General features: G+C 60.8%; 16 protein-coding genes. 5 read left to right on the top strand and 11 right to left on the bottom strand.

Going from position 1 to position 14,156, the window contains the following annotated elements; translation table 11 throughout:
* Positions 1-35 precede the first annotated feature (35 nt).
* The 5 genes from NW846_RS01920 to NW846_RS01900 all read right to left on the bottom strand — a co-directional run bounded on the left by NW846_RS01920 (position 36) and on the right by NW846_RS01900 (position 4,030).
* Positions 36-911: a shikimate dehydrogenase gene (locus tag NW846_RS01920; RefSeq protein WP_414346683.1), complete on the bottom strand. Its 876-nt coding sequence runs from the start codon at positions 909-911 to the stop codon at positions 36-38.
* 35 nt (positions 912-946) lie between these two features.
* Positions 947-1,450, bottom strand: a complete 504-nt coding sequence (locus NW846_RS01915) for a hypothetical protein (RefSeq protein ID WP_011431503.1) — start codon at positions 1,448-1,450, stop codon at positions 947-949.
* Between the two features lie 67 nt (positions 1,451-1,517).
* Complete coding sequence (locus tag NW846_RS01910) at positions 1,518-2,750, bottom strand: response regulator (RefSeq protein ID WP_414346684.1); 1,233 nt, start codon at positions 2,748-2,750, stop codon at positions 1,518-1,520.
* Between the two features lie 320 nt (positions 2,751-3,070).
* On the bottom strand, positions 3,071-3,841 hold the full coding sequence (locus tag NW846_RS01905) for an SIMPL domain-containing protein (protein WP_240527312.1): 771 nt from the start codon (positions 3,839-3,841) through the stop codon (positions 3,071-3,073).
* A 3-nt stretch (positions 3,842-3,844) separates the two neighbouring features.
* Positions 3,845-4,030: a hypothetical protein gene (locus NW846_RS01900; protein WP_041438644.1), complete on the bottom strand. Its 186-nt coding sequence runs from the start codon at positions 4,028-4,030 to the stop codon at positions 3,845-3,847.
* A 191-nt stretch (positions 4,031-4,221) separates the two neighbouring features.
* Here NW846_RS01900 and NW846_RS01895 point away from each other — a divergent pair, with 191 nt between their 5' ends.
* Both NW846_RS01895 and NW846_RS01890 read left to right on the top strand, forming a co-directional pair.
* Positions 4,222-4,497 carry a DUF4404 family protein gene (locus tag NW846_RS01895; RefSeq protein ID WP_041438641.1) on the top strand — a complete coding sequence of 92 codons (276 nt, stop codon included), beginning with the start codon at positions 4,222-4,224 and terminating at the stop codon, positions 4,495-4,497.
* A gap of 30 nt (positions 4,498-4,527) precedes the next feature.
* The gene (locus tag NW846_RS01890) at positions 4,528-5,070 is read left to right on the top strand and encodes a hypothetical protein (protein WP_414515191.1); all 543 of its coding nucleotides are present in this window, start codon (positions 4,528-4,530) and stop codon (positions 5,068-5,070) included.
* 46 nt (positions 5,071-5,116) lie between these two features.
* Here NW846_RS01890 and NW846_RS01885 read toward each other — a convergent pair whose 3' ends face one another.
* Together NW846_RS01885 and NW846_RS01880 are read right to left on the bottom strand one after the other, a co-directional pair.
* Complete coding sequence (locus NW846_RS01885; protein WP_083759181.1) at positions 5,117-5,341, bottom strand: DUF2555 domain-containing protein; 225 nt, start codon at positions 5,339-5,341, stop codon at positions 5,117-5,119.
* Positions 5,342-5,453: 112 nt separating this feature from the next.
* Positions 5,454-5,804, bottom strand: a complete 351-nt coding sequence (locus NW846_RS01880; protein ID WP_011431494.1) for a hypothetical protein — start codon at positions 5,802-5,804, stop codon at positions 5,454-5,456.
* Positions 5,805-6,030: 226 nt separating this feature from the next.
* Between NW846_RS01880 and gltX the strand changes: the two genes are divergently transcribed.
* On the top strand, positions 6,031-7,470 hold the full coding sequence (gene gltX, locus NW846_RS01875) for a glutamate--tRNA ligase (protein ID WP_099813302.1): 1,440 nt from the start codon (positions 6,031-6,033) through the stop codon (positions 7,468-7,470).
* A 40-nt stretch (positions 7,471-7,510) separates the two neighbouring features.
* Positions 7,511-10,648 (top strand): GAF domain-containing sensor histidine kinase, encoded by a 3,138-nt coding sequence (locus NW846_RS01870; RefSeq protein ID WP_414515189.1) that lies wholly within the window; start codon positions 7,511-7,513, stop codon positions 10,646-10,648.
* Between the two features lie 182 nt (positions 10,649-10,830).
* Here NW846_RS01870 and NW846_RS01865 read toward each other — a convergent pair whose 3' ends face one another.
* Positions 10,831-11,475, bottom strand: coding sequence for a class I SAM-dependent methyltransferase (locus NW846_RS01865; protein ID WP_414346690.1), 645 nt, complete (start codon positions 11,473-11,475; stop codon positions 10,831-10,833).
* Between the two features lie 118 nt (positions 11,476-11,593).
* Between NW846_RS01865 and NW846_RS01860 the strand changes: the two genes are divergently transcribed.
* Entirely contained in the window at positions 11,594-11,809 is a 216-nt protein-coding gene (locus NW846_RS01860; protein ID WP_011431490.1) for a hypothetical protein, read from the top strand.
* A 23-nt stretch (positions 11,810-11,832) separates the two neighbouring features.
* Here NW846_RS01860 and NW846_RS01855 read toward each other — a convergent pair whose 3' ends face one another.
* From NW846_RS01855 to NW846_RS01845, 3 genes are all read right to left on the bottom strand, one after another.
* Entirely contained in the window at positions 11,833-12,687 is an 855-nt protein-coding gene (locus NW846_RS01855; RefSeq protein ID WP_011431489.1) for an ABC transporter permease, read from the bottom strand.
* A 163-nt stretch (positions 12,688-12,850) separates the two neighbouring features.
* A complete protein-coding gene (locus NW846_RS01850) occupies positions 12,851-13,870 on the bottom strand; it encodes a daunorubicin resistance protein DrrA family ABC transporter ATP-binding protein (RefSeq protein ID WP_011431487.1) in 1,020 nt (339 codons plus the stop codon).
* Between the two features lie 74 nt (positions 13,871-13,944).
* Positions 13,945-14,142, bottom strand: a complete 198-nt coding sequence (locus NW846_RS01845) for a hypothetical protein (RefSeq protein WP_011431486.1) — start codon at positions 14,140-14,142, stop codon at positions 13,945-13,947.
* Between the last annotated feature and the right edge of the window lie 14 nt (positions 14,143-14,156).

Genomic DNA, 14,156 nt, shown 5'->3' with positions numbered 1-14,156 from the left:
CTCTGTTTGAATTCAAGACTCAGCCAAGAGGACAACTAGGAGTTGGGATCCCCGATCTGGGCCAACTGCTGCCGGGCCGCCTGCCGCATCACCTCTACCGGCACGGGCTTGCCCCCCAGCCAGAGGGAGAGGGCTTTGGCCCCCTGGTGGATCAACATTTCCAGGCCGCCAATAGGGGTGTGGCCCAGCTCAGCAGCCATGCGCAGCAGCGGTGTGGGATTCGGCACATAGACCAAGTCATAGACAGTGGCGCCGGCGGGCAGAAGGCGCAGTTGCTCCCAGCTGAGGGGAGACAGCTCAGCAAGGGATCCCGGCTTATGCATGCCCACGGGGGTGGTGTTGACCAAAAGCCGCGTCTCAGCCAGGTGGCGATCCAGTTCTGCCCAGCTCAGCGTCTCCACCTGCGGCCAGGTCTGTTGCAAGGCACGTAACTTCTCAGGGGATCGCCCGGCCACCCGCACTGGCCCCAGCCCCAGCTCCAAACAGCCCTGGATGGCCGCCCGCGCCGCCCCGCCGGATCCCAGGATCAGGGTGGGGATCCCTTTCTCCAGGCCCAGCAAAGGCTGGACAAAGCCGTCGATATCGGTGTTGGTGCCGCCCCAGCCTCCCTCCGGCAGGGCGTAGACCGTGTTCACCGCTCCCACCGCTGCCGCCCGCGCTTCCACCTGGCTGAGCAAAGGCAGAATCGCCTGCTTGTGGGGAATGGTGACATTAAACCCCCGCACGCCGATGGCCGCCAGGCCGGCCACCGCCACCGCTAAGCGCTCTGCCGCCACCGGAAAGGGCACATAGCAGTAGTCTTCTCCCATGGCCGCCAGAGCGGCGTTGTGCATCGCCGGGGATAGGCTGTGGGCCACCGGATCCCCGATCAGGCCCAGCAACTGTGTGCTTCCCGAAATCCGCCTGTCCACTCCAATCCCAACTCCAAATTGTCTGCGAGTCTCGGCTATCGAGATTCCGACTCCACGCGATCTAGAGTTTGCCGGTAGCGCTGCCGCCAACTGGCCAGGGATTCCTCGGAAATGTGATCGATTAAGTTGCTGATCTCTCCCAGAATTTGGTAGGCGCGGTCAAAGCTTTGGCGGGTGCGCTCTTCTTGATCTGGTTGGCGCGCCTGCACCATGTACAGGCTCATCTTGATGGTTTGCAGCCGGTTTTTGCCCAGATCCTCCAGCATTTCGCGAATCTGACCGATGGCCTCCTGCCGCACTCGGCGCTGCCGCCGCCGCAACAGCCAGAACAGAATGCCGTGGATAACCCCCACCACGGTGGCGCTGACTGCCGTTGCCATTGCTACGGAAAGAGCGCTGCGGCTGGCCACCCAACCGCTGAGCAGGATTACGCCTATCCCCACCGCTGTCAGGATCAGCTCGATGTTGTCGAGAAACCACCTTCTTGCTGACTTCCAGGTAGCGGATCCTGCTCCTCGGCCCTGAATAGAATTGAACATCGCTGTTACACCTCTCCCCCACCCATTCTGCTCAAGCCAACCTGATGGCAAACTTTGGGGATCGGACTTACCGGCGCAGTCGCCATTTTCCGCGGCCCAGTTGACGCTTTAGACGACGCCGCGGTTTCCGCCGGCGGATCCACAAGGGCCTCTGAGAGCGGGATCCCGCTGCAGAGGTTTCAGATCCAAGCCTGCCAACCCTTTGGCTTAGCTCTTGGTTTTGTTGCCGCAACTCTTCGAGCTGCCGGAGGTGAGTTTCCAACTCCTGGCGCAGGTTGGCATTTTCTTGTTCCAGACGTTGCAGAGATTTCAGCAGCTCTGAAGACTCCGTCCCCCTGACACGGTCGGAAACGAGGATGGGATGGGGAGCAGTCACCACCGAGGTGTGGACATTTTTGCTGTCTCGCAGGGCTTGGGCAGCCCGTCGCAACAGGGCCACCCCCTTGGGATCGTCCTTATCTGTGAGCGTGGCCGCCCCAAATTGAAGCTGCACCGGCAGCGCTTGCCCATTCACCACAAAGGGATCCTGGATCAACCGCTGGCAGCAGCGCTCGGCAGCGATCTGGGCAGCGGCCAGAGTGCTCCCCGGCAGCACCACGATAAACTGGCCCTCGTCGTAGCAAAAGAGATCATCCCCCTCTCGCAAATTGTGGGCCAAGCGATCCGTAAACAGCTTGAGAAGAGCAGCCCGACCGCCGGCCTCCAGTCCTTGCCCCAGAGCAGCGAGGTTGGCCAAGCGCAGCACAAACAAACTGAGGGGATCCGATTGGGCACGGGCTTGGGCCACCCGCAACGGCAGGCGAGTAACCAGATCCTGCCGATTGCCCAAAGCAACCGAGCCAGAAGGAGATGAGACTTGTTTTTGTCCAGTCTGGAGCAGATATTGCTGGCGGCGGCTCTCCACAATGCGCAGCCCTGCCCGCACCCGCGTCAGCAGCTCCGCCGCCTGAAAAGGCTTAGAAAGAAACTCGTCGGCTCCGGCTTCTAAAGCCCGCTCCATGTTGTCGTTGCCCTCGCGGGCGGTCATGAGGATGTAGTACACCCAGGCATATTCGGGCGCTTGCCGCAACTGCCGGCACAGCTCTAGGCCGTCGAGAGCGGGCATGACCCAGTCGGCAATGATGAGATCTGGAGTTCGGCGGCGGATTTGTTCTAGGGCAGAAAGGCCATCCAGGGCATAGGAAATACTACAGCCCTGCTTGCCGAGAAAATTAGAGAGCATTTCCGCCACCATGTAGCTGTCATCCACGATCAGCACATGGGCCCGCAAGCTGCTGGCTTCGCCTTTGCTAGCGCCCAAGCTTGCCTGAGGGCCTTCAGACGTACCAGTGGCAGCAGCGCTCTCCAAATTGGGATCCACGGGCAAGCCAAAGCCAGATGAGAAGGAAATCCGGGAAAGCAAACTTTCCAATGGTTTTCCATCGCCATTCTAGACGTAGGGATTGGCAGCCACTACCTAACTTTGCCGGGTTATTTTTTTGAGATTTTTGAAGTTTCGTAGTCATTCCCAACCCGAGGAAGAGGCTTCTAGGCGTTCCTCCCTCTCCCAGGGGGAATCCTTCTCTGCCCCAGCGAGAGGGAAGGCAGGGTTCGACGCGACTTCATGGCCGCCACAGGAACCTAGAAACGAATCTCGAGCGTGACTTGGGCGCGCACGGTTTGTTGTCCTCCCTCCACTGGCGTGGAGGCTGCCTGTAGGCGAGCATACTCCGCTCCACCCATGCCTGCCAGAGGAACTGGCGGCGCGATGTAGCCCTCGCTGTGAATTTGGATGCGCTCCACGGAACGGCTGCTCAGGTTCAAGGCCCTCAACACATCGTTGGCTTGACGTTGGGCATCTTCTACAGCCTGCCTTAAGGCACGGCTGCGCGCCTGCAGCAAGGTGGCCTCGTCGGCCCGGAAGCTGACTGATTCCACCTGGGTAGCTCCGGCGGCCACGGCTTCATCCAGCACTTGTCCGGCTCGGGCTATGGGCACCTCAAATTGCAAGCTGTTCTGCCCCTGTACCCCGCTCAGGCGGGGTGGGCTCTGCTGGTAGTCGTATTGGGGATAGAGGGAAATGCCGGTGGTCTGCAGGGCGCTCACCTGCAGCTCCTTGAGGCGGTTCACCAGCCGCTCCGAGCGCTCGGCCACCTGTTGCTGTACCGATTGCGCCGTCTCCCCTTGGAGCACCACCCCCAGCCGGATTACCGCAATGGAGGTTTCCACCGCAACAGATCCCTGGCCGGTTACCGTCAAAGTTCGGGATCCTTCACCGGGACTGGCCATCGCTCCTCCATTGCTGCCAAGCCCATTCCACACCAATAAGACCAGCGCCAGTCCCAAAGCCAGCCAGGGCATTCCCTTCAAGAATCCCAACTGCTCTTTTTTCCAGCCCTTGCTCCCTTCCATGCTTCATCCCCAACTTACTCCCACCGCTCTTCCATCTGGCTGGACAAAAGCCCCAGCCACCAGTGCCCTAGCCTCACCCAGACGTTGCGTTGCTGCCCACCGCTGCAACAGCCCCTGGCCCTGTCTAATTCCTAGGAACAGGGCAACGGCAACTGCTGCCCCCAGCAGGGCCAATGCCAGCTCAGACATAGGGATAGACAGCAAGGCTACTGGCCATCCTAATGAGAGTTGCTCCAAGGTTGGAATCCCTGGCTGCAAAAGTTAACCTTTGCCGCCTCAGCCACCCCCAAAAGAGCGATCTCCGCTCCTGCCCATAGGACGTATGATCGAGTCAGCGTGGTCAAAACTTGATTTATTGATTTGTTAAGGTCTTTTTGAGAATGGCCGAATCAAAACTGCGACAACTGCTGCACGATCTGGATGTTGAGCTGCAAAAAACCTCCGGCTTGGATGAAAGGCAGCGGCAGCACATTGCCGCCATCCGCCAGGAGGTGGAAGCCGTGCTGGCAGAGCTGGGATCCCCAACCAAGGGCCAACAAAACCCAGGGCGCAAAGCTCGCATTGGGGAAGCGCTGGCACTGTTTGAAACCTCTCACCCCAACCTCACGCTGATCCTGGAGCAGGTGATTGACACATTGGCAGGAATGGGTTTGTAGTTCCCGCGGTGGGTATCCAAGGGTTTCAGAATGAACGGCCAAGACCGCTTAGATCGAGTAGAACAACTCCTAGCTCAGGCAGCCGAGCAAACTGCTGCTAACAGCCGCGAGATCCAAGAGCTGCGCCAGGCCATTCGGGAAAGCCACGCCGAGCTGAGCGAGCAAAACGCCGCCCGCAGTCGAGAAATCGAGCAGCTACGCCAGGCTATTCGGGAAAGCCACGCCGAGCTGAGCGAGCAAAACGCCGCTCGCAGCCGGGAAATCGAGCAGCTGCGCCAGGCCATTCGGGAAAGCTATGAGCAAAACGTGGCTCAAGCGCAAGGCTTGAGAGACTTACAGGAAGTTGTCCGTGAGACCCGCTCGGACTTAGCACACTTGGCCGAATGGGCCGAGGAAGTAACTCAAGCTCTCATCACTCTCACTGCATTGCAACAAGAGCACGAACGCGCTATCCAGGCCATCAACCAGCGTCAGATCGAGAATGACCAGAGGTTTAACGTTCTCCTCGAAGAAGTGCGCTATCTTATTCGCAGACAGGGGCTAGATGGAAGCTCTTCTCCCCCTTCTGGTTGAGGAGGGGGATCCCTTCTAAGCAAAGCTCAGAGCTACAAGGACAGCTCTAGTCTTCATCCACTTCCCACTCCAACAGATGGGCATAAGGAGCCACCAGCTCGGGAGAGTAAAAGGCAATGGCCCGCAGGGTGTGCCAATCCTCCAGGCAGTCGAACACGTTGGGGTACTCGTTGCGCTCCAGACGCTCCGCAATGGCCGCCACATCGGCTGCAGTGAACTGGCGGGGATCCATGCCCTTGGGGAGGGCTTCTACTTTGGATCGGGCAGACATAGGCAGCCTGAACACGCTACAAGCCGATCTTAGCCTCTCGGCCCGACGCCCCCTGGCCGAAACCACGAATTTGTAGAGGTTCTACACAATGCAGGCTGGGTATCTGCCTTGCCTAGCGGAGGAGCTCGGCGTCCAAAACAGGCTCTGTCTGGGTAACGCGGTAATAGCCAGCCTGGGTGCGGACCGAGGCTTGGTAGGGGCTGGGCAAATCCAGCGAGCGCAAGGGCGGGATGTTGGTGCGCTGGTTCAGCAAAGTGGTGAAGAAGGCGGTGGTTCGCCGGGCCTGGGAGCGCACTACCTCTTCAGGGAAAACCACCGGATCCGCATCTCTGCCCCTATCCAGCAGGATCGCATCCAGGGCATCCCCCACCGGGTAAGAAGGATAGGCAATTTGGGCAAAAACAGCCCCCGCCGGGATCCCGGCGGCTAGACAGCCCAGAACAATCGCCAGGGTTAGACGCATGTGCTGTAGTTCCTCCTACGCTACTGTAGTTCGTTCCTCAACACCGGAAAAAGCAGAAGCTGGGCGTTGCCCACCAACCTTGACCCCCGGGGAGCCTACCTCTTGACCGGCAGCTAAGGCGGATTCTACCCGAAAGACTTCGGTTGACAACGGTTGCAGCCCCCAACATGACACGGGATCCCCCTGCCGACTAGGATCGGGATGCACTGTTTGAGAACCGTTGCCTGTGAGTGTTCGCGTTCGCCTTGCCCCTAGCCCAACTGGCAACTTGCACATCGGCACCGCCCGGACGGCGGTGTTTAACTGGCTCTACGCTCGCCGCCACGGTGGCCAGTTCATTTTGCGCATCGAAGACACCGACCGCGAGCGCTCTTCCCCCCGCTACACCCGCAACATCTTAGCAGGGCTAGCCTGGCTGGGACTGGATTGGGATGAGGGGCCCATCTACCAGTCCAACCGCATCGCGCGCTACCAAGCGGTGGTGCAGCAGCTTTTGGACCAGGGGCTGGCTTACCGCTGCTATGTCAGCGAGGTGGAGCTAGAAGCAATGCGCGCTGCGCAGAAGGCCGCCGGCAAGGCTCCCCGCTACGATAACCGCCACCGCTTTCTCACTGAGGAGCAGCGACGGGCCTATGAAGCCGAGGGTCGGCAGCCGGTGATCCGTTTCAAGATCGAGGAGCCCCTGGAGGTGTCGTGGGTGGATCTTATCCGCGGCCCCATTACCTGGAACACCCAGGATTTGGGGGGAGACATGGTGATCGCGCGGGCGGATGGCTACCCTCTCTACAACCTGGCAGTGGTGGTGGACGACATCGACATGGGCATCACCCATGTCATCCGTGGCGAAGACCATATCGGCAACACGCCTAAGCAGATCTTGCTCTACCGCGCTCTGGGTCATGAACCGCCGCAGTTTGCCCATTCTCCCCTGATCCTGAATCCAGAAGGGAAGAAGCTCTCCAAGCGGGATGGGGCGACCTCGGTGGCGGAGTTTCAGCAGATGGGCTTCTTGCCGGAAGCTCTCAAGAATTACTTGGCTTTGCTCAGTTGGTCGCCTCCCGATGGGGAAGAGATCTTCTCGTTGGAAAAGGCGGCTACGATGTTTGACTTCGACCGGGTCAACCGGGCTGCCGCTCGTTTTGATTGGGACAAGCTCAACTGGATCAACAGCCAGTACATCAAGCAGCTCTCCCCGGCAGAATTGGTGGAGCGGCTGACACCCTTTTGGCAGGCGGCGGGGTTTGACCTGGGATCCGTGCCGGATCCCACTTGGCTGGAAGAGGTGGCCTGCCTAATCGCCGAGGGCATCGACCGCCTGACGGAGGCTCCTCCCCTGAGCCGCTTTTTGTTTCAAGAGCCCCTCAGCTACTCGTTGCCGGCTCTGGAACAGTTGCGCCTGCCGGGGGTGGCGGAAGCGATGGCCGCCATGGCCACCACGTTGGCTGCTGCTGAGTTGCCCCAGCCAGTTTCCGCGGACAGCCTAAAACCGCTGGTGGAAGAGGTGGCCAAAAGCCAGGGGATGAAAAAGGGCCTGCTGCTGAAAAGCTTGCGGGCCGCCCTGACAGGGGATCTGCAGGGGCCGGATTTGATGGCCTCTTTTGCGCTGTTGCAGCGGCGGGGCTGGGCTTTGGGGCGGCTGGAGGCGGTGCAGAAGGTGGTTGCCTGAGTTCAGGCTGTTGGAGTTGACTTTTCTATTGCTTGCTGCTATGCCTTTGCAGGCTTTTGTCGATCCGGATTCCACTTTCTTGATCCAGCTTCAGGCTGCCAACCAAATCGTTCAGGAACTGGTGCTGCTCTCTTCGCAAGAGGCTTCAGAAGCGGCGGAGCCGGAGGTGTGGGAGCAAGGCCTGCTCAAGTTGGCTCAAACCCTAGTGCACCAGATGGTGAGCCGCCTGGGCGTGGCCTCCGCTCGCCTCTGGTTTTTCGACCCGCAAGAGGGTTGCTTTCGGTCGGTGGCCCATGCTGGCCTGCTCAGCCCTGCCCACGCCCAAATTGAGCGAATCTACCCCGATGACAGCCCTATGGGGCGTGTGGTCCAGCAAGGGTTGCCCCTCTTGAGCAACAACCCGGATCAAGAGGTCTGGATGCCTGCCCCGGAGTGGGTGAGGGCCAATGGCCTGCGGGGCTTTGTCGCCTACCCAATTAACCGCGGGGAGGAGCGGCTGGGCGCTTTGGCTCTGCTGAGCCGGACACCCTTGGAGGCCAGCTTTGTAGAAGTAGTGAAGTTTCTTTGTTCCTATACGGCCAGCGCCATTATCAATGCCAAGCTGCTGGAGCGCAGCCGCCGACAGGCGGTGCGGGAGGCGTTGCTCAACCGCATCACCAGCACTGTCCACCGCTTTCTGCAGTGGGATCAAATCGTCAGCACTGCCCTGAAGGAGCTGCAGCACGCCTTTCTCTCGAAAGGGGTGAAGGGGCTGAGCCGCTGTTGTTTTTACAGTATCAACCCGGATCAGGAGACGGTTCAGGTCACCCACGAGGCCCTAAGCCCTGGGCTGGCCCCGTCCCTGGGGCAGGTGTACCGGATCCAAGACTTTGGCTCGCTGTGCGAGCGGTTGCAGGAGGGGCAGGTGGTGCAAATAGCCCTGCATATGCAGCCGGCTCAGGAACATCTGTTGCCGCCGCAGGGACTGGCCGCTTTCCAGGCGCTACAGGCTCGCTCGGCGGTGCTGATCCCGTTGCAAGCGGTGGGCTCAGCAGGAGCCGGGCTGGGGGAAGCCGGCGGCAGGGATCCGCAGACGGGCCGATCCGACTTGGCTGCTGTGCCAGGGGGGATGATCGGGCTGCTGGGGGTATACCTAACTACACCCCACCCCTGGCAGCCGGAGGAGATTGACCTGTTGCGCTCGGTGGCCTACCAACTGGCGATTGCCCTAACTCGTTCCAGCCTGTTTGAGCGGGCCCATCGGCAGGCGGAACGGCTGGCGCTGTTGCACTCGATCACAGCGGCAATTCGCTCCAGCCTGGAGCCCACCACTCTCTTCCACGCGATTACCCAGCAGATTGGTGCGGCTTTTCAGGCGGATGTGTGTATCTTGGCCCTTTGGCAGCCGGAACAGGAGATGCTGCATCCTGTGGGCATCTATGCGCCGGAGCTCACCCCTGCCGTGCGCGTGAGCGGGACGGAGCCCTTGCTGGATGCCCCGCTGACGGGATCCCTCCAGAAGCCCTGGCCGGAGCCGGGGATCCCGCCGGAATTGTCGGAAACGGTTCAGGCCAAGTTGCGCTTGGCAGCCAGCCTGCTGACCACCTTGAAGGAGCCGGTGGTGGTGCCGGATGACTTGAAGCCGCAGCGGCAGGGAAGCGGGCTGTTGTGGGTGCCTTTGTTTGCCTCTGACCAGCCGCAGCGACAACAGGAAGTGTTGGGGGGTATTGCCCTGCTGCGCTACCCTCACGGCGGATCCCCCTGGCAGCCGGAGGATCTGGAGTTGGCGGAAGCCGTGGCCGAGCAGGCGGGGATCGCCCTCCAACAGGCGCAACTTTACGAGCAAACCCGCATCTCGGCCCAGCGGGAAAGCTTGTTGCGCCAGGTCGCCCAGCGCCTCAGCGGCACCTATGATCCCCACCAAGTGGTAGAGATTGCCCTCGAGGGCATGGCGGAAGTTTTGCAGGTCGATCGCTGTACTTTTGTGGCGCCGCGGAGCGGCTATGGGCCGAGCGCCCAACAGCCTGCAGCGGCTCCAGAACCCCTCGCCATTCTTCAGGAATACCGCCGTCAGCCGGGGATCCCTTCCCAGGTGGGGCAGACGTTGACCCCTGAGCTGAGCCAGCTCATTTGGGTAAGTTGCTACACCCATCTGGACACGCTGCTGATCCCCGATGTCCAAACCTTTCCGCTGCCCCTTCCCACCCGCCAGACGCTGTTGCAGAAGGGCATCCGCTCCCTACTGTGTGTACCTCTGGTTACCGATGCCAACCAGATTGCGGGTGTGCTCTGCGCCTCCATTCCGCCCCTGGCGACGGCAGGCCGGAAGCCTCCAACTGCCGATACTGCCCCCGAAGCCGCCGGATTTGCCCCTGCAGATAGGGACTTGGTGGAAGCGCTGGCGGACATTGCGGCAGTGGCGCTGCAGCGGGCCTCCTTCTACGAGCAGGTTCGCCGTCAAGAGGCGACGGCAGCAGCCTTGCAAGGGCTGACCGAGGGGCGAGAGGCGGAAAGTCGTCGCCTGGCCGCCGATCTGCACGATCAGACCCTAGCGGATCTGGGAGCTCTGTCTCGTCAGATTCAGGAGCTCGCCGGCGATCCGACCCTCAGCCCTGCCGGCCAGGCTCAGCTACGCGTCATGAGCGTCCAACTGCAGGAGACCATGGCCGAGTTGCGGGGGATTGTCGAGGATCTGCAGCCGCTGGCCATGCGGGCTTTTAACCTGGGCCCGGCTCTGCGCAGCCTTCTGGAACGGGCGGCCCAGCGTTCTCCTCACCCGCTTCTCACCCGCTTCGACAACCGCGCCGATGGCCTGCTCTCCCGTCTCAGCCCTGCCTGCCAAAGCAACATCTTTCGGATCGTGCAGGAGGCGCTGAACAACATCGTCAAACACGCAGGGGCACGGCGCATCGACATCACCATTCAGCCCAAGGTTCAAGCCGGTAGCGGCGCAGAGGAGCCTTCTGTCAATCCCGAAGCCCCTTACACCCACCTGGAGCTGAAGATCATCGACGATGGCCGTGGCATGCCGGAGTTCAACGGTGGGATCGATCCCGATCAGAAACCTGGCCACGGCCATGGATTGCTCAACATGCGCTACCGAGCCGAGCTAATCGGGGCAACCATCACCTGGCGCAACCGCCGCTTGGGTAGCGGCACAGTGGTGGAGCTGCAGATCCCTTTGCCCCCCCCTTCCTAAGCTTGCCCGGAGAACCCCCGCAGAACCTCCTTGGGATGGCAGTTTGCCTCAGGGATCCAGTCTCGTCGCCTTTGCCCCCGTCGTTCGGCAGGGAGCAACCCGCCCCTCAAGGCCGGGGAACCGCAGCGGCATGCCGGTTGGAGTCCAGAAATGCAAGGGCGCCACGCGCAAGATGGATGGCCTCATGCCTCAGTTCGCCGACCGACCACAGCGTAAAAGGGATCCCCGCCGGCCAAAAGGGCAAGCCAACCCAGGGGAGCAGGCCGCTGGATCACCTCGACGATCTCGAATCCCGGCACCGACTCAAAATAGCGCTTGACCAGCTCCACCCGCTCTGCTTCCGAGCCATCCCGCCAGGCCTGGATGGCCTTCTGGAAAAACATGCGATTGGAGAAGCTGACAATGAAAAGGCCCTGGGGCTTGAGGATGCGATGCACCTCGGCAAACACCTGCTCCGGCTGCTGCAGGTATTGCACCGAAACCGCGTTCAGCGCTGCATCAAAAGTGCAGTCCGGGAAGGGCAGAAGCGGGTTTTGGTTGAGGTTCTGGACGAAGAAATGGTCAAGCCGGGGGTTGGCGGTCAGTTCCTGAGCATTCATCCCATGCCCTTCCACATGGGCAAAGTTCATCTCCGGCGGCAGGTGGGAAACCCAACTGCTCATTAGATCGAGAATGCGGCTCTGAGGCCGCAAATACTCGCGGTAGAGATCGGTGAGCTGGCCGATGAAGCCGGCATCCACATGGGTTACGAAGCGGGGATAGTCGTAAAAGAGGGCATCGTCGCTGGGATCCAACTTGGAGCGCTGCCAATCTTCAAGAACCGCCATGGCCAAAATCTGTTGCAAAGCTTAATCAAAGCTAACATTCTGGAACTCCCTCGAGGGGAGCAGGCGTGATAGCGTAGCAGGGCGACGGTGGCCATTTTCCGAGGGACTTCTTGCCGTGATGTCTGCCTCTTACGCTTCCGCTACAGCTCGCTCCTCTTCTGCCGCTGGCTTTGACCTGCGCGACTATGTAACCGAACTGCAGCTCCACATGGCCCTGCAGGCCCGCAGCCTCACCCCTCCTCTACATCTCTCGCCAGCAAAGGACAGCCCTCTGGCCCTGGTGCAGCAAGCGCAGGCAGAGCTAGAGAAGTCCGTCTCCCGCCAGTGGCTTTGAGGGGCACAGCCTGGGCAAAATGCTCAGGCCAAACTCTTGCGCAGCACCCCCTGCACCAGCAGCACTGACACCACCACAAACCCTGTCAAGAGCCCCAGGGATCCCGCCAGGGTGAGTTCGCCCCAGGGGGCCTGCAGCACCACATCGGCAAAGCTCCAGGTGCTGCTGCGATAGACGTGGCGAATCGGCTCGATGGCAAAGGTGAGCGGGTTGAGGCTGGCCACCCAGCGAAGCCAGGTGGGCATAAAGCTGAGGGGAGCCAAAGCGGTGCTGGAAAAGATCAGCGGCAGATTCACCAAAAAGATAAAGGCCAGCAACTGCTGGTGCCCCGGCATGGCAAAGGCCAGGCCCAAGCTCAGGGCGGTGAAACCCAAGACCAACAGGCCCACGATCAACGCCACCACCGCCAAGCCCGGCCCGTCCGGGATCCCGCCGCCGAGGACGTAGTCTGCCCCCACGATCACCGCCGTCTGCAGCAGCGCCAAGCTGACGATGAACAGGCTAGAGGCCAGCACAATGGAAAAGCGAGAGGTGAGGGGAGCCACCAGCAATCGGTTTAAAAATCCGAACTCCCGGTCGAAAATCACCGGCACACCGGCGTTCAAGGCCCCGCCAAAGGCCGTAAACACGATCACGCCTGCCCCCAAAAACTGGGTGTAGTTTTGTCCGGCCCCGAAAATGCCGGCAGGGGCATTCTGGAACAAGGCCCCGAACAAAATCAGCCAGAGCAGCGGCTGGATGATGCCGACCAGCAGGGTGGCGGGGCGACGCTGCAATTGGATAAACAAGCGGCGGGCGAGGGCAAAGGTCTCCTGCCAAAAGTCGGCTGTAAATAGAGGAATCGGGTTGGATTGGATGGGGGAAGCGGCAGAGGTCATACCAAGGCTCCTGCAATGTTGCGATCAATAATCATCAATGCAATCTTCAATCGATCAATCAATATCAATGGAACTTTGTACATATCAGCTTGTAATCAGTATGGCTCAATTGGGGAGTTAGGGATCGACGTGGGGAACCGTTGCATTGCTCTTGAAAATGAAGTTACTTTTTCTTTTTGCCCAGGTTGGCTTCGGCGGCAGCCAGCTCCGCATCCAGGAGGGTTTGCCCGGTTGCCGCCAAATACACGTCATCCAAGCTGGGGCGAGATTGGCTGCTGCTAAACACCTCCAGCCCATGGGCCTCGAGGTGGGCGCGGATCTGGCTGAGGGGATCCTCCCCGTTGCGCTGCACCACCAGGTTGAGGGCGTTGCCCTGGGCGCTGTTGATCACCACTTTTTGGACAAAGGGCAGGGATCCCAGCAGTTCGGCACCCCGCTGGGCCAGTTCTGGCGGGGCAAACTCCTGCAGCTTGACGGTGATGCGCTCGCCGCCGACGCGGGCTTTTAGCTCTTCTGGGGTGCCTTCGGCAATCACCTTGCCGCGGTCGATGATGGCCACCCGGTCGGCCAATAGGTCGATCTCCTCCAGGTAATGGCTGCTGAGCACCACTGTAACGCCGGTGTTCTTGAGCTGGCGCAGGAAGTCCCAGATGGCCTGCCGGCTGGGAACGTCTAGGCCCACCGTGGGCTCGTCCAAAACCAACACCTGGGGCTGGTGCAGCAGTCCTGCCGCCAGATCGAGGCGTTTGCGCAAGCCGCCGGAGTAGGTGCCGATGCGTTGGTCGGCCCGGTCGGCCAGCCCCAGTAATTCGAGGACGGTGGCAATCCGCTCTTGGGCCAAGGGCCGCGGCAGGTGGTAGAGATCGGCCTGCAACTGCAACAATTCTCGCCCCGTCAGCACCTTATCCAAAGCCACCTCCTGGGCAACAAAGCCCAGCTTTTCGCGTACTGCCTTGGGATTTTCGTTGACGGGGATCCCGCACACCTCGATCCGGCCTGCGTCGGGGCGCAGCAGGGTGCACAGGCAGTGCAGGGTGGTGGTTTTGCCGGCGCCGTTGGGGCCGAGAATGCCGTAGATCTGGCCGGGCTCTACTTGGAAGGAGACATCGGCCACGGCCACTGTGGAGCCGTAGCGCTTCTGGAGTTGTTCTACCAAGACTGCAGGGGTATCTGACATGGGCATCCACCTTTCGCTCCCTCTAAGCTATCAAGCCGGCTCAGGAGAAAGGAGTAGCGATTCCCTCAATTCCTCCCTCCCTATCGCCGACTCATGGCTCCCAACCCCATAGGGATGGTGGGATCCAAACCGAAGCTCAGGATATAGTGGTTCAGGCGACGCTGGGGGGCTGCAGGTGGATTTTCGCCGATTTCCCGCTCAGCCCGGTCGCCAATCTCTGTTGTGGGGAGAAGATGAATGGTGAAGCCAAAGCTTGCCTGCCGGCCTGCGCATCCCACCTGTGCGGGCCCGA

This window comes from Synechococcus sp. W60.3, from assembly GCF_047502615.1.
GTDB lineage: Bacteria > Cyanobacteriota > Cyanobacteriia > Thermostichales > Thermostichaceae > Thermostichus.
This window is presented reverse-complemented; position numbering and strand designations above follow the sequence as displayed.